Here is a 19,539-nt window from a genome sequence, read left to right on the forward strand (position 1 = left end):
AGCGTCCTCGACCGGACTGGCGTTTCCTGGGCGGCGTAATTTTTCGGGCGGTGTACCGACGTGGTCAAGATCAATTTGCCGAAGATGCCGAAGGCGAAGAGCTGGCCCTTCGCCGCGGGGGTGTCGCTGATCCTCGGCGTCATGGTGCTCATCGACAAGGGTGCGGTCAGCTCGACGTCCGGGCTGTCCGCGCCGTGCCGGGTGGAGGTCACCGCCGAGGTCAACATCCGGGACTCCCCGGAGGCGAGCGGGCGGAACATCGGCACGCTGCACCGGGGCGACGTGCGCGGCACCCAGCCCACCGTGCGCAACGGCTACCGCGACCTCGGCAACGGCGAGTGGGCGCTCGACCAGTTCCTGCGCCCGCTGCCCGGCAGCACCTGCACCCAGTGACCGGTCCGCTCACCGTCAGCACGGTCAACGTCAACGGCATCCGGGCCGCCGTGCGCAAGGGCATGCTGGACTGGCTGCGCGACACCGACGCGGACGTGGTCTGTGTGCAGGAGTGCCGCGCGCGGCCGGAGGAGTTCCCCGAGCTGCCGGGATGGCGGCTGCACTACGCGCCGAACGAACGCGCGCTCGGCCGCAACGGCGTCGGTGTGCTGGTGCGCCCCGAGGTGGCCGCCGAATCGGTTCGGGTCGGGTTCGGCGCCGAGGAGTTCGACGCCACCGGCCGCTACCTGGAGGTGGACCTGCCCGGGGTGACCATCGGCTCGCTGTACCTGCCCAACGGGGTGGCCGAGACGCCCAAGCAGGAGGAGAAGGACCGCTTCCTCGCGCTGTTCGCACCCTACCTGGTCGAACGGGCCGAAAAGGCCGCCGCCGAGGACCGCCAGGTGCTGGTCTGCGGCGACTGGAACATCGCGCACACCGAACGGGACATCCGCAACTGGCGGGGCAACCGGCGCAACTCGGGTTTCCTGCCGCACGAGCGGGACTGGGTCGCCGCCGTGCTGGCATCCGGATACGCCGACGTGGTGCGCGACCTGCACCCCGACGTCGAAGGGCCGTACTCCTGGTGGTCCTACCGGGGCCGGGCGTTCGACAACGACACCGGCTGGCGCATCGACTACCACCTGACCACTCCCGGCCTGGCGGCGCGGGCGGTGAGCGCGCGGGTCGACCGGGCCGCCGAGCACGCGTTGCGCTGGTCGGACCACGCCCCGGTGACCGTGCGTTACGAATAAGTTCCGCCATTGGTTGAACGCTGAACCGGCTGCGCGGCGGGAGAATAACGACACTCTCTCCGGGCGGAAGGGAAGTGTCATGGATCTCGTAGCGTTTGTCGGCCGGGTGCTGTTCAGCCTGCTGTTCCTGGGGGCCGCGTTCGGCCACTTCAAGGACAGCGCCGCGATGACCGAGTACGCCAAGGCCAAGAACGTGCCGCTGGCCGGGCCGTCGGTGTTGGGTTCCGGCGTGCTGCTGGTGCTCGGCGGGCTGTCCGTGCTGCTCGGTGTCTGGGCCGACCTCGGCTCGCTGCTGTTGTTCGTGTTCCTGGTGCCGGCCGCCGTGCTGTTCCACGACTTCTGGAAGCAGACCGACCCGGCCACCAAGCAGATCGAGCAGGTGATGTTCAGCAAGAACATCGCGCTGGCCGGCGCCTCGCTGGTGTTCTTCACCGGGTTCGCCACGGGCGCCATCGGCTGGACACTCACCGGCCCGCTGCTCTGACCCGCTGGCACTATCGGTGCCATGCGGCTGGTTTCGGTTGACGAGGTTCGGGCGGCGGCGGAACGGATCCGGGGGGTGGCGGTGCGCACGCCGCTGCTGGCCTGTCCGTGGGCGGAACGGCCGGAGCGGACGCTCTGGCTGAAGCCGGAGAACCTGCAGCCGATCGGCGCGTTCAAGGTGCGCGGGGCGTGGAACGCGCTGGCCGTGCTGCCCGAGTCGGAGCGCGCCGCCGGCGTGGTGGCGTTCTCCAGCGGCAACCATGCGCAGGCGGTGGCCTACGCGGCCCGGGCCGGCGGGGTGCCGGCGGTGATTGTGATCGACGACACGGCACCCGCGTTGAAGATCGCGGCGACCAAGGAGCTGGGCGCCGAGGTGGTGCTCGCGCCACCGGCCGAGCGGGCCGCCGTGGCCCGGGCGCTGGCCGCCGAGCGGGGGGCCACGCTGATCCCGCCCTACGACCACCCGAACGTGATCGCCGGGCAGGGCACGGCCGGCCTGGAAATCGCCGAGGACCGGCCGGACGTGGCTTCGGTGCTGGTGCCGATCAGTGGCGGCGGGCTGGCCTCGGGGATCGCGGTGGCGGTCAAGGCGCTCTGCCCGAAGGCGGCGGTGTTCGGCGTGGAACCCGAGCTGGCCGCCGACACCCGGGACAGCTTCAAGGCCGGTGAGCTGGTCCGATGGCCGTCGGAGGACCGGGTGCGCACCAGCGCCGACGGCCTGCGCGCGGAACCTTCCGAGCTGACCTTCGCCCACCTGACCGCGCTGCTGGACGACGTGCTCACGGTGAGCGAGGCGGAGATCCGGAGCACCGTGGGCGAGCTGGCCGCCCGGTCGCGGATCGTCGCCGAGCCGTCCGGGGCGGTCGCCCCGGCCGCCTACCTGCACCGAACCGACGTCCTGCCGCCCGGCCCGTGCGTCGCCGTGGTGTCCGGCGGGAACATCGACCCCGCTCTATTTGTCGACATTCTTCGTGAGCGGACGCACAGCTGATCCGCTGCCGGTCGGTGGAAACCGACCTACTGTGCGGAGGTGGCTGATTTGACCGAACAAGCACCGTCGGCGAGCGCGATGCGGCGGGCGTTGCGCCGGGCGCGGGACGGCGCGACGCTGGACGTGGCCGAAGCGGCCGTGCTGCTGGCCGCCCGGGGCGAGGCGCTGGACGAGCTGCTGACCGTCGCCGGCCGGGTGCGCGACGCCGGATTGGCCGACGCGGGCCGGCCGGGCGTGGTCACCTACAGCCGCAACGTGTTCATCCCGTTGACCCGGCTGTGCCGGGACCGGTGTCACTACTGCACGTTCGCCACCGTGCCGCACCGGCTGCCGGCCGCGTTCCTGGAACGGGACGAGGTGCTGGAGATCGCCCGCGCCGGCGCGGCGGCCGGCTGCAAGGAGGCGCTGTTCACCCTGGGCGACCGCCCGGAGGACCGCTGGCCGGCGGCCAAGGAGTGGCTGGACGCGCGCGGCTACGACTCCACCCTGGACTACGTGCGGGCCTGCGCGATCGCGGTGCTCGAGGAGACCGGGCTGCTGCCACACCTGAACCCGGGTGTGCTGTCCTGGGAGGAGCTCACCCGGCTGAAGCCGGTGGCCGCCAGCATGGGGATGATGCTGGAAACCACCGCCGAGCGGCTCTGGTCGGAGAAGGGCGGGCCGCACTACGGCAGCCCGGACAAGGAGCCCGCGGTCCGGCTGCGCGCGATCACCGACGCCGGCCGGGTCGGCGTGCCGTACACCACCGGCATCCTGATCGGCATCGGCGAGAACCGGGCCGAGCGGGCGGACTCGCTGTTCGCCATCCGGGCCGCCGCACGGGCGCATAACCACATCCAGGAAGTGATCGTGCAGAACTTCCGGGCCAAGCCGGATACCGCGATGGCCCGGATGCCGGACGCCGAGCTGGAGGACCTGGCCGCCACCATCGCGGTGTCCCGGCTGGTGCTGGGTCCGAAGATGCGCCTGCAGGCGCCGCCCAACCTGGTCGGCGAGGAGTACGCCCTGATGCTGCGCGCGGGCATCGACGACTGGGGCGGGGTCTCCCCGGTGACCCTCGACCACGTCAGCCCGGAGATGCCCTGGCCGGCCCTGGAGTCGTTGGCTTCACACACCGAGGCCGCCGGTTTCCAGCTGCGCGAACGACTCACCGCCTACCCGCGTTTCGTGCGCGCCGGCTCGCCGTGGATCGACACCCGGCTGCACGCCCACGTGGCCGCCCTGGCCGACCCTTCAACGGGGTTGGCGAACCCGGAGGCTGCCGTTGTCGGCCGCCCCTGGCAGGAGCCCGACGGCGGCTTCGCCTCCACCGGCCGCGTCGACCTGCACACGGAAATCGACACCGAGGGCCGCACCGACGACCGCCGCACCGACTTCGACTCGGTCTACGGCGACTGGGACGCCCTGCGCGAAGAGCTAGCCGCGGTCCGCTCTCCCGCGAGTCGGCGTTCTGAGCACACCGAGTCGGCGCTTTCAGCACCCGAGCGGCTGGACGCGGACGTGCGGGCCGGCCTGACCCTGGCCGCCTCCGACCCGGCCGCACTGCTCGACCCGGCCCACGAGGCGGCCGCGATGGCCGTGCTCACCAGCGACGGCGTCGCCCTGGCCGAACTGTGCCGGCTGGCCGATGCGGTGCGGGCCGACGTGGTCGGCGAGCCGGTCAGCTACGTGGTCAACCGGAACATCAACTTCTCCAACGTGTGCTACGTGGGCTGCCGGTTCTGCGCGTTCGCGCAGCGCGAGCGGGACGCCGACGCGTTCCGGCTGTCCCTGGACGAGGTCGGGGACCGGGCCGCCGAGGCGGCCTGGGACGGCGCGAGTGAGGTGTGCATGCAGGGCGGGATCGACCCCGCCCTACCGGTGACCTTCTACGCCGACCTGGTGCGCGCGGTGCACAAGGCGGTGCCCGGAATGCACGTGCACGCGTTCTCCCCGATGGAGATCGTGTCGGCGTCGGCCAAGGCCGGCGTCTCGATCCGGGAGTGGCTGACCGAGCTGCGCGACGCCGGCCTCGGCTCCATTCCCGGTACGGCGGCGGAGATCCTGGACGACGAGATCCGGTGGATCCTGACCAAGGGCAAGCTGCCGGCCGCGCAGTGGATCGAGGTGGTGAGCACCGCGCACGAGCTGGGCATCCGTTCCTCGTCGACCATGATGTACGGCCACGTGGACGAGCCCCGGCACTGGCTGGGCCACCTGCGCACGCTGGCGTCCATCCAGGACCGCACCGGCGGGTTCACCGAGTTCGTGCCGCTGCCGTTCGTGCACCACAACGCGCCGATCTACCTGGCCGGGCTGGCCCGGCCGGGACCCACCGAGCGGGACAACCGGGCGGTGCACGCGTTCGCCCGGCTGGCCCTGCACGGCCGCATCCCGCACATCCAGTGCTCCTGGGTGAAGCTGGGCGACGAGCTGGCGGCGGACATCCTGCGCGGCGGCGCGGACGACATGGGCGGCACCCTGATGGAGGAGACCATCAGCCGTATGGCCGGCTCGGAAAACGGCTCCGCCCGCTCCGTGGCCGAACTGACCGCCATCGCGCAGGCCGCCGGCCGCCCCGTCCTCCAACGGACCACCACCTACACCGGCACCCCCGCCCCCCTCACTCCCACCCGTCCCCGCCCCCTCCCCCTAGCCCCCGCGTAACCTCCCCGTCCGTCGGCGAGTCGGGATTCTGGGTACGGCGAGTCGGGATTCTGGGTACGGCGAGTCGGGATTCTGGGTACGGCGAGTCGGGGATCTGGGTACGGCGGGTCACCGTCGGTGGAGGGCCGTGCCGCGGGGGGTCGTGGTGGGGCTACCGTGGCGGTATGGGTCAACTGGGCAAGCTCTTCGAGGGTCAGAAGATCAACGACGAGGCCGGTGGCAACTCGGACGGCAAGCAGCACCAGCCTCGGTTCGACATCGACCTGGACGGCGGTGTCGTCCGGCTGGGCCCGCGGCCGTCGGCGGCCGCCGAACCGGCCGGCCAGGACACCGATCAGGTGGAAGACGGCTCCACGGACTAGGTCGCCGCGCCCGTCAAACGCCAACTCGGTGTGCTGGGACTGTCAACTCGGTGTGCCGAAACCGCCGACTCGGTGTGCCCAGAATCCCGACTCGCCGTACCCAGAATCCCGACTCGCGGACGGGGAGGGGTTAGCGGTACTCGGGGGAGCGGGGGGCGCGGGTTGAGGGGCGCTGTGCGAGGAGCGGCAGTACTCGGTGCGCAACCACGGTGCTCAGGGTGATCACGCTGGTGGACCGGTCGATCGCCGACGAGTGGTTGAGCCGCACCAGGGTGTCCTGCAGGTCCTGGTGTGACGCCGCCGCGATCAGGCACAGCACGTCGCCGGAGCCGGTCGTGGCGTGCGCCTCGATCACGCCGGGAATCGCCTCCAGCTCGTGTGCGATCTGCTCCAGCGCGCCCTGCGCGATCTCCAGGGTGACGAACGCGCGCACCGGGTAGCCGGCCGCCGCGAGGTCCACGTCCGGCCCGTAACCCGTGATCACTCCGGACTCCTCCAGCCGGCGCAACCGGGCGGACACGGTCGCCCGCGCCACCCGCAGCAGCCGCGACAACTCCAGCGCACCGGCCCGGGGCCGCTCGTGCAGGGTCCGGATCAGGCCCAGATCGAGCTCGTCAAGTTGCATAGCTCTTTCCCGTCAGGCGCCGGCAGACTAGCCACTCTGGCCAGTTTCAAATATACCGATTGCACATCTCGAGGACCTGAGAGTCCAATATCTGGCATGACTGTGTCGTTTTCGAAGGACGATCTCCGCGAGCTGGTCGGACTGGTCGCGCACGACCCCAGCGCGGACGAATTCCCGGTGACCGGATGGGACGCGGTGGTCTGGGTGGTGGGCAACGCCACGCTGACCGCGCACTACTTCCGCACCGTCTACGGCATGGACCTGGTCGCCTACTCCGGCCCGGAGACCGGCAACCGTGATCACCACGGTTACCTGCTCACCAGTGGCGAGGGCGACGCGGCGGTGCGGTTCGTGGTCACCGGCGCGGTGGATCCGGACAGCCCGCTGGCCGAGCACCACCGCCGGCACGGCGACGGGGTCGGTGACATCGCCCTGCGGGTGCCGGACGTGGACCGCTGCATCGAACACGCCCGCCGGGCCGGCGCGCGCATCCTGGACGAGCCCCACGACGTCAGCGACGAGCACGGCACGGTGCGCATCGCCGCGATCGCCGCCTACGGGGACACCCGGCACACCCTGGTCGACCGGTCCCGCTACCACGGCCCGTACCTGCCCGGCTATCAGGCGCGCCACCAGCCGGGGAGCGGTGAGCAGGTCTTCCAGGCGCTGGACCACGTGGTCGGCAACGTGGAGCTGGGCGCGATGGACCGGTGGGTGGACTTCTACCACCGGGTCATGGGGTTCACCAACATGGCGGAGTTCATCGGCGCGGACATCGCCACCGACTACTCCGCGCTGATGAGCAAGGTGGTGGCCAGCGGCAACCACATGGTCAAGTTCCCGCTGAACGAGCCGGCCGCCGGCAAGCGCAAGTCCCAGATCGACGAGTTCCTGCGCTTCTACCAGGGGCCGGGGGCGCAACACCTGGCGCTGGCCACGACGGACATCCTCGCCGCCGTTGATCGGCTGCGTGCCGCCGGCGTGGAGTTCCTGGCCACCCCGGACTCGTACTACGACGACCCGGAGCTGCGCGCGCGGATCGGGCGGGTGCGGGTGCCGGTGGAGGAGCTGAAGAAGCGCGGCATCCTGGTCGACCGGGACGAGGACGGCTACCTGTTGCAGATCTTCACCAAGCCGTTCGGGGACCGGCCGACGGTGTTCTTCGAGCTGATCGAACGGCACGGCTCGGCCGGCTTCGGGAAGGGCAACTTCCGGGCGCTGTTCGAGGCGATCGAGCGGGAGCAGGCGGCGCGCGGGAACCTCTGAGCGCGCCTCGGCGCGCTCACCGAGCCGCGGGCCCAGTTTGGCGCGCGGCGGCGCTAGGCACTGGAGAACGCGGTCGACGGCGCTGGAACAATGAGAGCATGAGCGACTCGTCCCAACGCCGGCCCCGGATCCTGTCCGGGATCCAGCCGACCGCCGACTCCTTCCACCTGGGCAACTACCTCGGTGCGCTGCGGCAGTGGGTGGCGCTGCAGGACGAGAGCGACGCGTTCTACTTCATCCCCGACCTGCACGCCATCACCGTCGCGCACGACCCGAAGGTGCTGCGCGAGCGGACTCGGCGCGCGGCGGCCCAGCTGCTCGCGCTCGGCCTGGACCCGGCCAGGTGCACGCTGTTCGTGCAGTCCCACGTGCCCCAGCACGCCGAGCTGACCTGGGTGCTCGGCTGCCTGACCGGGTTCGGCGAGGCCAGCCGGATGACCCAGTTCAAGGACAAGTCGGCCAAGCAGGGCAACGACCGGACCACGGTCGGCCTGTTCACCTACCCGGTGCTGATGGCCGCCGACATCCTGCTCTACCAGGCCGACGCGGTGCCGGTCGGCGAGGACCAGCGGCAGCACCTGGAGCTGACCCGGGACCTGGCGCAGCGGTTCAACACCCAGTTCGGCAAGGCGCTGACCGTGCCCGAGCCGTTCATCCCGGAAGACGTGGCGAAGATCTACGACCTGCAGGACCCGACGGCCAAGATGAGCAAGTCGTCGTCCAGCCCGGGCGGCATCATCGAGCTGCTGGACGACCCGAAGGTGTCCGCGAAGAAGATCCGTTCGGCGGTCACCGACGCGGACCGGGACATCCGCTACGACCCGGAGCACAAGCCCGGCGTCTCCAACCTGCTCACCATCTACTCGGCGCTGGCCAACCGGAAGATCGCCGAGTTGGAGGCGGACTACGCGGGCAAGGGCTACGGCGACCTGAAGAAGGACCTGGCCGAGGTGGTGGCCGAATTCGTGACCCCCTTGAAGGAGAAGGTGGACGGTTACCTCGCCGACCGGGCGGAACTCGACCGGGTACTGGCGCAGGGCGCGGAGCGGGCGCGCGGCGTTGCCGGCGCGACATTGCGCCGGGTGTACGACAGGATCGGGTTCCTGCCGCCGGCGAGCTGACGACGCGCCGGCGCCGAAAGCGGAAGGGGGACCGCCTTGGCGACCGGGGCCGACAAGCCGGAGAAGCCGTCCAAGTTCGCCCAGCCGCGCACGCGGTACGAGTGGCTGGACCACCTGGTCCGGGCCGGCGCCCGATACACCGACAGCCACGGCGACCACTACGCGGCCGCGATCACCTACTTCAGCGTGCTCGCGCTGTTCCCGCTGCTGATGGTGGCGTTCGCGGCCGGGGCGCTGTTCCTGCGGCGCAACCCGGAGCTGGTGGAACAGATCAAGGACGCGATCAAGGCCAACGCCCCGGGGATCGGGGACACCCTGGCCCAGGTGATCGACTCGGCGCTGCAGTCCGCCGGCACGGTCGGGGTGATCGGTCTGCTGGTCGCGCTGTACTCCGGTCTCGGCTGGATGACCAACCTGCGGGAGGCGCTGTCCGAGCAGTGGGGCCAGCGCATCCCGCCGCCGACGGTGATCCGCAAGACGATCTCCGACCTGCTCGCCCTGGTTGGCCTGGGCCTGGCGTTGGTGATCGCGGCGGCGGTGACCGCCACCGGCGGGTTGGCCGGCCAGATCGTCGACTGGCTGGGGCTGGGCGGCATCTCCTGGCTGGCGCCGCTGATCAAGCTCAGCGCCGTGGTCGTGGGTCTGCTGGCGAATGCGCTGGTGTTCCTGTGGGTGCTCGCGCGGTTGCCGCGCGAGCCGGTGACCTGGCGGAGCGCGGCCAAGGCGGCGCTGGCCGGGGCCATCGGCTTCGAGGTGATCAAGCAGGTGATGGTGTACTACCTGGCCGGCGTGACGAACTCGCCGACCGGGGCGCTGTTCGGCCCGATCCTCGGTCTCATGGTCTTCATCTTCACCGTGTCCCGGTTCATCCTGTTCCTCACCGCGTGGGCGGCCACCAGCCGGGAGAACGAGGTCCTGCCGCCGCCACCCCCGCCGCCGCCGGTGGTGATCCGGCCCGAGGTCACCGTGCGCAACGGGGCGGGCGCGGCCGACCTGCTCGGCGTAGGCGCCGTCGCCGGCCTGCTCGGCGCGCTTCTCGCCCGCCGCCGCTAGCGTTCTGGGGTTGGAGTTCGCCGGCGTTCGGTACTTGGGCGGCGGTTTAAAGATCGGTTTGGACGGCCTGAGTTGGGCGACCTCCCGTGGCTCGGCCGCGGGCCGTTGGGTTTGGCGACCGGGGCGACTCCCCGCCAGGCTCTGTCACATGATCATCAGGGCATGGTGGTCGCTTCTGGGCGCTCAAAGCGGCCCTCATGTCCTGATGACCACCAAATCGGCGGCAGCGCTTCGGGAGGTGGCGAATCCGGGCGGCAGCGCTCCGGGAGGCGGCGTTTCCGGGTGGGCGAACGCAACGGCCGGGAGCCAAGCCGCGGGAGACAACCCACGGCGGGCCGTCCAAGCCGATCTTTACACCGCCGACCGGAGGCCGGACGCCAGTACCGAACGTCCTAGTTCTCGGCGTGCGGGGTCGGGGAAGGGTCGGGGAGGTCGGGGTCGCCCGGCTCGTCGGGGCGGCGGCGGGCGATCAGGTAGGAGAGCAGGGCGCCGAGCAGGGCGCCGCCGCCGATCACGCCGAGCGACTTGATGCGGTCCTCGTGCGACTCCACCGGGGCCGGGGGCGGCGCGGAAGCGGGCGCCTCGTAGGCGGCGGCGGCCTCCGGCTCGGCGGGCCGCGACTCGACCAGGGTGCCCACGGGTTTCACCCCTCGGGGCAGGGCAAAGCCGTAGTCGAGCAGCCGCGCGGCCTGCTGGGCCACCAGGACCGGGCGGTTCTCCGCGCGCATCATCACCACGGCCAGGCGCCGGCCACCGCGCTCGGCGGCCACGATCAGCGTGTGCCGGGCGTCGTCGGTGAACCCGGTCTTGCCGCCGATCGTGCCCTTGTAGCCGATCAGCAGGGGGTTGTCGTTGCTGATCTTGAAGCCGGGCAGGTCGCCCCGGCCGGGCCAGTCGGTGAGCCGGGTGCGGCTGATCTCCTGGAAGACCCGCTCGCGCATGGCCAGCCGGTAGATCAGCGCCAGGTCGTAGGCGGAGGTGGACATGCCGGGGCCGTCCAGGCCGGACGGGGTGGCCGGCCGGGTGTCCAGTGCGCCGAGGTCGCCGGCGGTTTCGGACATCAGGCGTAGCGTGGTCGGAACGCCGCCCAGCTCTCTGGCCAGGGCGTTCGCCGCGTCGTTGCCGGAGTTCATGATCAGGCCGGTGAGCAGTTGGCGCACCGTGTAGCGGCCGCCGGGGCCGACCCCGACCCGGCTGCCGTCGATGTTCGCGTCCTGGGCGGTGCCCTCCACCACGGTGCTCAGGTCCAGCTTGCGCATCACGACCAGTGCGGTCAGGACCTTCAACGTGGACGCCGGCCGCTCCCGGGCGTGCGGGTTGCGGGCGGCCAGTACCGCCCCGCTGTCCAGGTCGGCCAGCACCCAGGACGCGGCGCCGATCCCGGGCGGCAGCAGCGGCACGCCGGCCGGCATGACGAACCCGCACTCGCCCATCCGGGCGCCGCCGACCGGCCGGGCCGGCACCGGCAGCGGGGTGGGGGGCGGCTCACCGGGGTGCGGGCGTTCCGAGGCGTCCACCGGCGGCGGCGGGGCCACCGGCACGGTGCACTTCGGCGCCGGCTGTCCCGGTTTGGGTTGCCCGGCCGCCGGTTGCCCGGCCAGCGGCTGTCCCGGTTTGGGTTGCCCGTGCCCCGGGTGAGCCGGCGTCGCGTGCCCGTTGGGAGAGGGGTTCGGGGTCGGCGTCACGGGCGGCTGAGCCAGTGCCACGCCGGTCATCACCGGCCCGGTCACCAGCACAAATACCGCACACAACAACCCGCCGACCCGTGCGCCAACCACACCGGCACCCTAGCCATCGGCAACCGGGCGCCCACCACCTACCCGGAGGTCCTCAGGCGGAGGCGGGGGTGGCTTCCAGGTCGCGTTTGATGGCGTTGAGGGTGTCGCGCATGCCGTCGACCATGTTGGCGTCCAACTGGTCGATGCCCCCCCACAGCATTTTGACGAACATCCGGATGGGCAGCGCGGGCATGGCGGTGCGGTGGCGCCACTGGGTCAGCTCGGTGCCGCCGTCGTCGGTGGCCGCGATCTTCCAGCCCCACTGCATGTGGTTCTCCGCGACCTGGAAGGCGAACTTGCTCGGCTCCTCGCACTCGATGACCTCGCAGTGCGTCACCCAGCGCGCCACGCCCTTCTTGTTCCACGCGGCGAAGTGCGCGCCCGGGGCCGGCCCGCTGGCGCCCTTGGTCCACTTTCCGCCGGTGTTGCTGGGACTCCACTTGCCCATGTTGGTGATGTCGGTCACCGTCGCCCACACCTTGTCCGGTGCCGCCGCGATGGTCACGCTCGCCTCGTCCATGGCCGCCTCCCCGATCCGCCAGCAGTGCCCTGCTAGCTCAAGTCCTGATCAACTCCGTGCAACTGGGCGGTAACTTACCGCGGGAAGCCCTGGTCATCCCCTGGCCCGCGCTTGTAGCGTGCCCGGATGCGCCGTCGCACCCGATCGGGTTGTGCGGGGCATCGATTTCCCACAGATGAGGCACGCCGAGGGGGCAGCGGCATGGGTGGACGAGTCCGGAGAACAGCGGTGGTCGCGGCGCTGCTGGTGGCCGCGCTGAGCGTGGCCGGTTGCGCCAAGGACACCGGTGGCGGGGGTGGATCGGGTTCATCGGCCGCCGGCTGTCAGCGCAATCCCGCGCCGGCCGGGCCCGCCGCCGTGGCCGAGCCGCCCGAGGTGCCGCCGGACCTGAACGCGTCCAACCTGAAGGTGGGTCTTTCCTACGACGTCGGTGGCCGGGGCGACGCCTCGTTCAACGACGCGGCGGCGGCCGGGCTGGACCGGGCCAAGTCCCGCCTCGGGGTGACCGACATCAAGGAGCTGACCGCCGCCGTCGGGGAGAGCGAGGACGCCAGCGCGACCCGGCTGCGCCAGCTGGTGGACGGCGGGTACAGCCCGGTGATCGCGGTCGGCTTCAAGTACGAGCCCGCCGTGGTGAAGGTGGCCCCGGCCGCGCCGAACACCAAGTTCGGGCTGGTCGACAGCACCGCCGAGGGCGTGCCCAACGTGACGCCGCTGTTGTTCGCCGAGGAGCAGGGCTCCTTCCTGGTCGGCGTGGCGGCCGCACTGAAGACCAAGACCTGCCACGTCGGCTTCGTCGGCGGCGTGGAGACCCCGCTGATCCAGAAGTTCGAGGCCGGCTTCAAGCAGGGCGCCAAGGCGGTCGCGCCGAACATCAAGATCGACACAAAGTACATCTCCCCGGCCGGCGACCTGAGCGGGTTCAACGACCCGGCCAAGGGCGGCGAGGCGGCCAAGGGGCAGCTGGACTCCGGGGCCGACGTGATCTACGCGGCGGCCGGCGCCTCGGGCAGCGGCGCGTTCCGCGCGATCAAGGCGGCGAGCACCCCGCAGAGCCCGAAGTGGGGCATCGGCGTTGACTCCGACCAGTACCAGGACAAGAACCTGGCCGACGTGCGGGACATCATCCTCACCTCCATGCTCAAGCGGGTGGACGTGGCGGTGTACAGCTACATCGGCGCGGTGGCCACCAACCGGCTGGACAACCTGCCCAAGGTGTTCGACCTGAAGGTGGACGGCGTCGGCTACGCCACCTCCGGCGGCAACGTGGACGACATCAAGCCGCAGCTGGATGCGTACAAGTCGCAGATCATCGGCGGCGCCATCACCGTCTCGCCGAAACCGTGAGCCCAGATCTCGCGGTAAGGCTGGTGGGCATCACCAAGCGCTTTCCCGGGGTGGTGGCGAACAGCGACATCAACCTGGACGTCGCCACCGGCGAGGTGCACGCGCTGTGCGGGGAGAACGGCGCCGGCAAGTCCACCCTGATGAAGATCCTCTACGGCATGCAGCAGCCGGACGAGGGGCGGATCGAGGTGAACGGTTCACCCGTGCGCTTCCGGTCGCCGTCCGAGGCGATCCGGGCCGGCATCGGCATGGTGCACCAGCACTTCATGCTGGCCGACAACCTTACCGTGGCGGAGAACGTGCTGCTCGGCGCCGAGTCGCTGCACGGGATCGGGGCGCGAGCCCGGAAGAAGATCGCGGAGCTGGCCGGCACCACCGGCCTGCGGGTGGACCCGGAGACCGAGCTGGCCCAGCTGGGCGTGGCCGACCGGCAGCGGGTGGAGATCCTGAAGGTGCTCTACCGGGGCGCCCGGGTGGTGATCCTGGACGAGCCGACGGCGGTGCTGGTCCCGCAGGAGGTGGACGAGCTGTTCGCCACCGTGCGCGGCATGCGCGCGGACGGCTACACCTTCCTGTTCATCTCGCACAAGCTGGACGAGGTGCGGGCCATCGCCGACACGATCACGGTGATCCGCAGGGGGCGCAGCGTCGGCACGGCCGACCCGAAGGCGGTGACCAGCCGCCGGCTGGCCGAGATGATGGTCGGCAGCGAGCTGCCGACCCCGGAGACCCGGGAGGCCACCGTCACCGACCGCGCGGTGCTGCGGGTCGAAGGCCTCACCCTGCTGGCCGCCGACGGCGCGCGCCGGGTCCTGGACGGCATCGACCTCACCGTGCACGCCGGCGAGGTACTGGGCATTGCCGGGGTCGAGGGCAACGGGCAGACCGAGCTGGTCGAAACGATCATGGGTATGCGGGGCGCTCAAACGGGCCGGGTACACCTGGGGGAGCAAGACCTCAGTACCGCCGGCACGCTGGCCCGGCGCGAGGCCGGCATCGGTTACGTACCGGAGGACCGCACCCGTCACGGGCTGCTGCCCAGCCAGCCGCTGTGGGCCAACCGCATCCTCGGCCACCAGAGCCGCCCGCCGGTGGCCCGGGGCGCACTGCTGGACCTGCCGGCCACGAGAACGGACACCGAGCGGATCGTCCGCGACTTCGACGTGCGCACCCCGGGCGTGGAGGTGGCCGCCGCCGCGCTGTCCGGCGGCAACCAGCAAAAACTCGTCGTGGGGCGGGAGCTTTCCGGCTCGCCGCTGTTGTTGATCGCTTCGCACCCGACGCGCGGCGTGGACGTGGGCGCGCAGGCGCTGATCTGGGAGGAGATCCGCAAGGCCCGGCACGACGGGCTGGCGGTGCTGCTGGTGTCCGCCGACCTGGACGAGCTGATCGGCCTGTCCGACTCGATCAAGGTCATGCTGCGCGGCCGGCTGGTCGCCGACGCGGACCCGGCCACGGTCACCCCGGAGCAGCTCGGCGCGGCTATGACCGGGGCCGCGGCATGACGGCGGCGGTGGCCACAGCGCTGACCGGAGGGGTGAAAGGCCGGTTCCTGGCGCCGGCGCTGGCCCTGCTGTTCGCCGCGCTGCTGTGCGGGATCGCGCTGCTGATCAGCGGCGACTCGCCGTGGCTGGCCCTGTCCACCATGGTCGGCCAGGTCACCCAGGGCACCACGGCGGTGGACATCCTGAACAGCGCCGCCGTGTACTACGTGTCCGGGCTGGCCGTCGCGCTGGGCTTCCAGATGAAGCTGTTCAACATCGGCGTGGAGGGCCAGTTCCGGCTGGCCGCCTGCGTGGCCGCGATCGTGGGCGGCGCGCTGGTGCTGCCCCCGGTGCTGCACACGCTGGTGATCATCCTGGTGGCCGTGCTGGTGGGCGCGGCGTGGGCCGGGATCGCCGCGGTGCTGCGGGCCTACCGGGGGGTCAGCGAGGTCATCTCCACGATCATGCTGAACGCCATCGCCACCGGCCTGATCGCCTACCTGATCCGGCCGGACACCTTCGGCGTGCTGCAGGGCAACAACATCTCCACCCAGCCGATCACGCCCAGCGGCCGGTTCCCGGGCATCTCGTTCGGCGAGTCGGGCACCGTGCTGGGCATGGTGTTCGTGGCCGCCGCGCTGGGCTTCGGGTACTGGTTCCTGCTGGGCCGGACCCGGTTCGGCTTCGAGCTGCGGGCGTCCGGGGAATCGCCGACGGCGGCCGCCGCCGGCGGGGTGAACGCGCGCCGGATGACGCTGGTTGCGCTGCTGCTCTCCGGCGCGATGGCCGGCCTGGTCGGGCTGCCCGAGCTGCTCGGCCGGGACTTCGCCTACACGCTCAACGCCCCGCAGGGCTACGGCTTCACCGGCATCGCCATCGCGCTGCTCGGCCGCAACCACCCGGTCGGCGTCGCGCTGGGGTCGCTGCTCTGGGCGTTCCTGGACAAGGCGGCGCTGGCGCTGGACAACGTCGGGGTGCCCCGGGAGATCGCGGTGATCATGCAGGGGGTTTCGGTGATCGCGGTGGTGATCGCCTACGAGATCGTCCGCCGGTACGAGCTGACCGCGCAACGCCGCCGGGTGACCGGCGCGTCACCGGCGGCGGCTCCGGCCGGGGCGGCGTCATGACCGCGCTGAGCGAGTCGGTCGAGGTACCGGCCGCGCCGCCGCGCCGGCGGATGCCCGGCTGGGCGCGCGGGGCGCTGGCGGCGGCCGCGGCGGTGGCCGTACTGGTGGTCACCTCGGAGCTGACCGGCGAGCACCAGCTGACCTCGTCCGGCACCATCCAGTCGGCGGTCCGGCTGCTCATGCCGATCCTGCTGGCCGGCCTGGGCGGGCTGTGGGCGGAGCGCGCGGGCGTGATCAACCTCGGCCTCGAGGGCATGATGATCATGGGTACTTGGGGGGCCGCGTTCTGCGGGCTGCACTGGGGGCTGTGGGCGGCGATCCTGGGCGGCGCGGTGTTCGGCGCGCTCGGCGGGCTGCTGCACGCGCTGGCCACGGTGACCTTCGGGGTGAACCACATCGTGTCCGGGGTGGCGATCACCCTGCTCGGCGCCGGGCTGACCAAGTACCTGTCCACGCTGATCTTCGAGCCGGTGTCCCGGAACCCGAGGCAGTCGCCGCAGCTGCCCGGAGTGGACACGTACTCGGTGCAGCCGCTGGGGGACTGGCTGGGCGCGGTCGAGGACGCCCGGCTGCCCGTGCTGGCCGACCTGGCCGGGCTGCTGCGCGGAGTACTCACCGGGTTCACGCCGCTGGTGCTGCTCGGGTTCGCGCTGGTGCCGCTGAGCTACTGGATCCTGTGGCGGACCCGGTTCGGGCTGCGGCTGCGTTCCTGCGGGGAGAACCCGTACGCCGCCGAGTCGCTCGGTGTCTCGGTGTACGCGCACAAGTACGCGGCCGTGGTCATCTCCGGCGCGCTGGCCGGCCTGGGCGGTGCCGCGCTGGTGCTGAACCCCGGCCAGCTCGGCTACCTGGAGAACCAGACCGGCGGGCGGGGCTACATCGGCCTGGCCGCGATGATCTTCGGCAACTGGCGGCCGGCCGGTCTGCTGGCCGGCTCGGCGCTGTTCGGCTACGTGGACGGTCTGCAGCTGCGGGCCGGCGGCGCGGCGGTGCACGCGCTGCTCTACGGCGCCTCGCTGCTGGCCGTCGCGGTGGCGGTGTGGTGGCTGTACCGGCGGCACTGGTTGGCCGCCGGGCTGGCCGCGGCGGCCGGCGCGGTGGCGTACGCGGTCTACTACCTGAGCGACACCGTGCCGCGCGAGTTCGCCACCTACGCGCCGCAGCTGGTCACGCTGGTGGTGCTGGCGGTGGCCGCGCAACGACTGCGGCCGCCGGCGGCCGACGGCCTGGAGTACCGGCGGGGGTCGGGTGACTGACTGGGCCGTTCTGCGGGCGGCCGCCGTGCAGGCGGCTTCGCAGGCCTACGCGCCGTACTCCGGGCTGTGCGTCGGCGCGGCGGCGGAGTGTTCCGACGGCCGGACGGTCACCGGGTGCAACGTGGAGAACGCGTCCTACGGGCTCGGCGTGTGCGCCGAGGTGACCATGGCCGGGCAGCTGCGCCTCACCGGGGGCGGCCGGTTCGTCGCGGTGGCCTGCCGGTCGTCGTCCGGTGAGCTGCTGACGCCGTGCGGCCGCTGCCGCCAGGTGCTCTACGAACTGGGCGGCGGCACGTGCCTGGTCGACACCGCCACCGGTCCCCGGGCATTGGCCGACCTTCTCCCCGACGCCTTCGGCCCCGCCGACCTACCGCGCTTGGGATGAGAAGTCTGTGAGCGATCGGAGGGGGAGGGATTGGCGTGACCAGTGCGGTTGAGGTGATCGCCGTGAAGCGGGATGGGGGGGTGCTCAGCGGCGAGCAGATCGACTGGGTGGTGGGCGCGTATACGGCGGGTGTCGTGGCCGAGGAGCAGATGGCGGCGCTGGCCATGGCGATCCTGCTGCGCGGCATGACCGCCGCCGAGACCGCCCGCTGGACCCGGGCGATGATCGACTCGGGGGACCGCCTGGACCTGCGCGGCGAGCCGGGGCGGCCGCTGGTGGACAAGCACTCCACCGGCGGGGTCGGCGACAAGATCACGTTGCCGCTGGCGCCGCTGGTCGCGGCCTGCGGCGCGGCGGTGCCGCAGCTGTCCGGGCGCGGGCTGGGCCACACCGGCGGCACGCTGGACAAGCTGGAGTCGATCCCCGGCTGGCGGGCGGCGCTCACCGAGGAGGAGATCCGCGCGCAGCTGGCCGAGGTCGGCGCGGTGATCTGCGCGACCACGCCGACCCTCGCGCCGGCCGACCGCAAGCTGTACGCATTGCGCGACGTCACCGGCACGGTGGAGTCGGTGCCGCTGATCGCCAGCTCGATCATGAGCAAGAAGATCGCCGAAGGCACGGACGCGCTGGTGCTGGACGTGAAGGCGGGCAGCGGGGCGTTCATGAAGACGCCGGAACGGGCCCGTGAGCTGGCCCGCACGATGATCGAGATCGCCGGGGCGCACGGGTTGCGGGCGAGCGCACTGATCACCGACATGTCGGTGCCGCTGGGGCTCACGGCGGGGAACGCGCTGGAGGTCGCGGAGTCGGTCTCGGTGCTCCAGGGTGGTGGGCCGCCGGATGTGGTCGAGCTGACCGTCCGCCTGGCCCGGGAGATGCTCGCGCTGGGGGGTGTGAACGGCGGCCCCGACCCGGCCTCCGTTCTGGCCTCCGGCAAGGCCTACGACGTGTGGCGGGCGATGATCGCCGCGCAGGGCGGCGACCCGGACGCGCCGCTGCCGGTGGCCCGCCGGGTGGAGCCGGTGCTGGCTTCGCGGGACGGTGTGCTGGCCGGTTGCGACGCGTTCGCGGTCGGCGTGGCCGCCTGGCGGCTGGGCGCCGGCCGGGCGCGCAAGGAGGACCCGGTGGACGCCGCCGCCGGCGTCCGCCTGCTGGCCCGGCCCGGGGACGCGGTGGCCGCCGGCCAGCCGTTGCTGGAGCTGCACACCGATCGTCCGGACACTTTGGAGTCCGCGCGCGCGGCGTTGACCGGTGCGCTGCCGATCGCGGACGAGGCGCCGCGTGGGGGGCCGCTGGTGCTGGAAGTGCTGCGCTGACCTATCCGTTTCGCGGTGGGGTTGGGTTTTCAAGATTGCCTGGACGGCCGCCCGTGGGTTGGGGGCGGCCGTTGCGTTGGGTTCGGGTGCCAGCTTCACCGTGCGTAGTTACCGATCCGGGCGCGGCGCGGCCCTGCTTCGCCGAGTGGCAGCTCAGTGGCTGTTGATCTCGATGTGCGGGCGACTCCGCTGCCACTCGGTGAGCCGGCGCGACTTCGCCCGCCGTCAGTGGCTACGGTGCGTCGCGAAGTTTGGGGGTGTGCGCGGACCGGTTTCGTCGAGAGCAAGATGAGTCCGGTTTCGTCGCGCCGGACGGCGGACTCAGCTTGCGCTCGGCGAGCGGACCCCTCCCAACCTCCGCGCACGGCTACCGCCGGCGACCAGCCGCGCGGGGCGCAGGCACCCAACCGCCGGCCGGGCTCGCAGGCCCAGGGTCGCCCCAAACCCATCCCGTCCAGGCCGTTCTTGAACCCGCCACCCAACGGGCGCGAAAGCCCCGGCTCGCGGGAGTTCGGGGGCTCCGGCGAATCGGGGCTCTCGGTCATACCTGCTGAAGTGACTGAATCACCGTGCTGAAGTGACTGAATCAGCG

The 19,539-nt window shown here is 71.8% G+C and carries 18 protein-coding genes; 15 read left to right on the plus strand and 3 right to left on the minus strand.

What is annotated here, in order from left to right; genetic code table 11:
- Positions 1-60 precede the first annotated feature (60 nt).
- The 6 genes from ABEB12_RS07665 to ABEB12_RS07690 all read left to right on the plus strand — a co-directional run bounded on the left by ABEB12_RS07665 (position 61) and on the right by ABEB12_RS07690 (position 5,669).
- Complete coding sequence (locus tag ABEB12_RS07665; RefSeq protein WP_345702645.1) at positions 61-393, plus strand: SH3 domain-containing protein; 333 nt, start codon at positions 61-63, stop codon at positions 391-393.
- On the plus strand, positions 390-1,187 hold the full coding sequence (locus ABEB12_RS07670; RefSeq protein WP_185064225.1) for an exodeoxyribonuclease III: 798 nt from the start codon (positions 390-392) through the stop codon (positions 1,185-1,187). Before ABEB12_RS07665 ends, ABEB12_RS07670 begins: the two co-directional genes overlap by 4 nt.
- A gap of 79 nt (positions 1,188-1,266) precedes the next feature.
- The gene (locus ABEB12_RS07675; protein ID WP_185064226.1) at positions 1,267-1,671 is read left to right on the plus strand and encodes a DoxX family membrane protein; all 405 of its coding nucleotides are present in this window, start codon (positions 1,267-1,269) and stop codon (positions 1,669-1,671) included.
- Positions 1,672-1,692: 21 nt separating this feature from the next.
- Entirely contained in the window at positions 1,693-2,661 is a 969-nt protein-coding gene (locus ABEB12_RS07680) for a pyridoxal-phosphate dependent enzyme (RefSeq protein ID WP_185064227.1), read from the plus strand.
- A 78-nt stretch (positions 2,662-2,739) separates the two neighbouring features.
- Positions 2,740-5,307, plus strand: a complete 2,568-nt coding sequence (locus ABEB12_RS07685) for a bifunctional FO biosynthesis protein CofGH (protein WP_221498678.1) — start codon at positions 2,740-2,742, stop codon at positions 5,305-5,307.
- A 164-nt stretch (positions 5,308-5,471) separates the two neighbouring features.
- Positions 5,472-5,669 carry a hypothetical protein gene (locus ABEB12_RS07690; protein WP_185064229.1) on the plus strand — a complete coding sequence of 66 codons (198 nt, stop codon included), beginning with the start codon at positions 5,472-5,474 and terminating at the stop codon, positions 5,667-5,669.
- Between the two features lie 130 nt (positions 5,670-5,799).
- Here ABEB12_RS07690 and ABEB12_RS07695 read toward each other — a convergent pair whose 3' ends face one another.
- A complete protein-coding gene (locus ABEB12_RS07695) occupies positions 5,800-6,294 on the minus strand; it encodes an Lrp/AsnC ligand binding domain-containing protein (RefSeq protein WP_185064230.1) in 495 nt (164 codons plus the stop codon).
- 96 nt (positions 6,295-6,390) lie between these two features.
- Here ABEB12_RS07695 and hppD point away from each other — a divergent pair, with 96 nt between their 5' ends.
- The 3 genes from hppD (at position 6,391) to yhjD (ending at position 9,734) form a co-directional block, all read left to right on the plus strand.
- On the plus strand, positions 6,391-7,560 hold the full coding sequence (hppD, locus tag ABEB12_RS07700; RefSeq protein WP_185064231.1) for a 4-hydroxyphenylpyruvate dioxygenase: 1,170 nt from the start codon (positions 6,391-6,393) through the stop codon (positions 7,558-7,560).
- Positions 7,561-7,658: 98 nt separating this feature from the next.
- A complete protein-coding gene (gene trpS, locus ABEB12_RS07705) occupies positions 7,659-8,681 on the plus strand; it encodes a tryptophan--tRNA ligase (protein WP_185064232.1) in 1,023 nt (340 codons plus the stop codon).
- Positions 8,682-8,717: 36 nt separating this feature from the next.
- Complete coding sequence (gene yhjD, locus ABEB12_RS07710; protein WP_185064233.1) at positions 8,718-9,734, plus strand: inner membrane protein YhjD; 1,017 nt, start codon at positions 8,718-8,720, stop codon at positions 9,732-9,734.
- Between the two features lie 392 nt (positions 9,735-10,126).
- On the opposite strand, the gene ABEB12_RS07715 is transcribed toward yhjD, so the two are convergent.
- Together ABEB12_RS07715 and ABEB12_RS07720 are read right to left on the minus strand one after the other, a co-directional pair.
- Complete coding sequence (locus ABEB12_RS07715; RefSeq protein ID WP_345702646.1) at positions 10,127-11,512, minus strand: D-alanyl-D-alanine carboxypeptidase family protein; 1,386 nt, start codon at positions 11,510-11,512, stop codon at positions 10,127-10,129.
- A 52-nt stretch (positions 11,513-11,564) separates the two neighbouring features.
- Positions 11,565-12,032: an SRPBCC family protein gene (locus ABEB12_RS07720; RefSeq protein WP_185064234.1), complete on the minus strand. Its 468-nt coding sequence runs from the start codon at positions 12,030-12,032 to the stop codon at positions 11,565-11,567.
- Positions 12,033-12,233: 201 nt separating this feature from the next.
- Here ABEB12_RS07720 and ABEB12_RS07725 point away from each other — a divergent pair, with 201 nt between their 5' ends.
- From ABEB12_RS07725 to ABEB12_RS07750, 6 genes are read left to right on the plus strand one after another with little or no spacing between them, the layout of a single operon-like run.
- On the plus strand, positions 12,234-13,379 hold the full coding sequence (locus ABEB12_RS07725; RefSeq protein ID WP_185064235.1) for a BMP family ABC transporter substrate-binding protein: 1,146 nt from the start codon (positions 12,234-12,236) through the stop codon (positions 13,377-13,379).
- A gap of 23 nt (positions 13,380-13,402) precedes the next feature.
- Positions 13,403-14,884, plus strand: coding sequence for an ABC transporter ATP-binding protein (locus ABEB12_RS07730; RefSeq protein ID WP_345702647.1), 1,482 nt, complete (start codon positions 13,403-13,405; stop codon positions 14,882-14,884).
- Positions 14,885-14,892: 8 nt separating this feature from the next.
- A complete protein-coding gene (locus tag ABEB12_RS07735; protein ID WP_345702648.1) occupies positions 14,893-15,990 on the plus strand; it encodes an ABC transporter permease in 1,098 nt (365 codons plus the stop codon).
- Entirely contained in the window at positions 15,987-17,246 is a 1,260-nt protein-coding gene (locus ABEB12_RS07740; protein ID WP_185064238.1) for an ABC transporter permease subunit, read from the plus strand. The genes ABEB12_RS07735 and ABEB12_RS07740 overlap by 4 nt, the downstream gene beginning before the upstream one ends.
- Entirely contained in the window at positions 17,239-17,631 is a 393-nt protein-coding gene (locus tag ABEB12_RS07745) for a cytidine deaminase (protein ID WP_185064239.1), read from the plus strand. The genes ABEB12_RS07740 and ABEB12_RS07745 overlap by 8 nt, the downstream gene beginning before the upstream one ends.
- Before the next feature lie 29 nt (positions 17,632-17,660).
- The gene (locus ABEB12_RS07750) at positions 17,661-18,947 is read left to right on the plus strand and encodes a thymidine phosphorylase (RefSeq protein WP_185064696.1); all 1,287 of its coding nucleotides are present in this window, start codon (positions 17,661-17,663) and stop codon (positions 18,945-18,947) included.
- Positions 18,948-19,539: the final 592 nt, after the last annotated feature.

It is taken from the genome of Actinospineispora eucalypti (assembly GCF_039543365.1).
Lineage (GTDB): Bacteria > Actinomycetota > Actinomycetes > Mycobacteriales > Pseudonocardiaceae > Pseudonocardia > Pseudonocardia eucalypti.

Bases quoted from the DNA above. Each gene is read 5' to 3' on its own strand.
- ABEB12_RS07675 (WP_185064226.1), top strand. From the start codon at position 1,267: ATGGATCTCGTAGCGTTTGTCGGCCGGGTGCTGTTCAGCCTGCTGTTC.
- ABEB12_RS07680 (WP_185064227.1), top strand. From the start codon at position 1,693: ATGCGGCTGGTTTCGGTTGACGAGGTTCGGGCGGCGGCGGAACGGATC.
- ABEB12_RS07685 (WP_221498678.1), top strand. From the start codon at position 2,740: ATGCGGCGGGCGTTGCGCCGGGCGCGGGACGGCGCGACGCTGGACGTG.
- ABEB12_RS07690 (WP_185064229.1), top strand. From the start codon at position 5,472: ATGGGTCAACTGGGCAAGCTCTTCGAGGGTCAGAAGATCAACGACGAG.
- ABEB12_RS07695 (WP_185064230.1), bottom strand. From the start codon at position 6,294: ATGCAACTTGACGAGCTCGATCTGGGCCTGATCCGGACCCTGCACGAG.
- hppD (WP_185064231.1), top strand. From the start codon at position 6,391: ATGACTGTGTCGTTTTCGAAGGACGATCTCCGCGAGCTGGTCGGACTG.
- trpS (WP_185064232.1), top strand. From the start codon at position 7,659: ATGAGCGACTCGTCCCAACGCCGGCCCCGGATCCTGTCCGGGATCCAG.
- ABEB12_RS07720 (WP_185064234.1), bottom strand. From the start codon at position 12,032: ATGGACGAGGCGAGCGTGACCATCGCGGCGGCACCGGACAAGGTGTGG.
- ABEB12_RS07725 (WP_185064235.1), top strand. From the start codon at position 12,234: ATGGGTGGACGAGTCCGGAGAACAGCGGTGGTCGCGGCGCTGCTGGTG.
- ABEB12_RS07740 (WP_185064238.1), top strand. From the start codon at position 15,987: ATGACCGCGCTGAGCGAGTCGGTCGAGGTACCGGCCGCGCCGCCGCGC.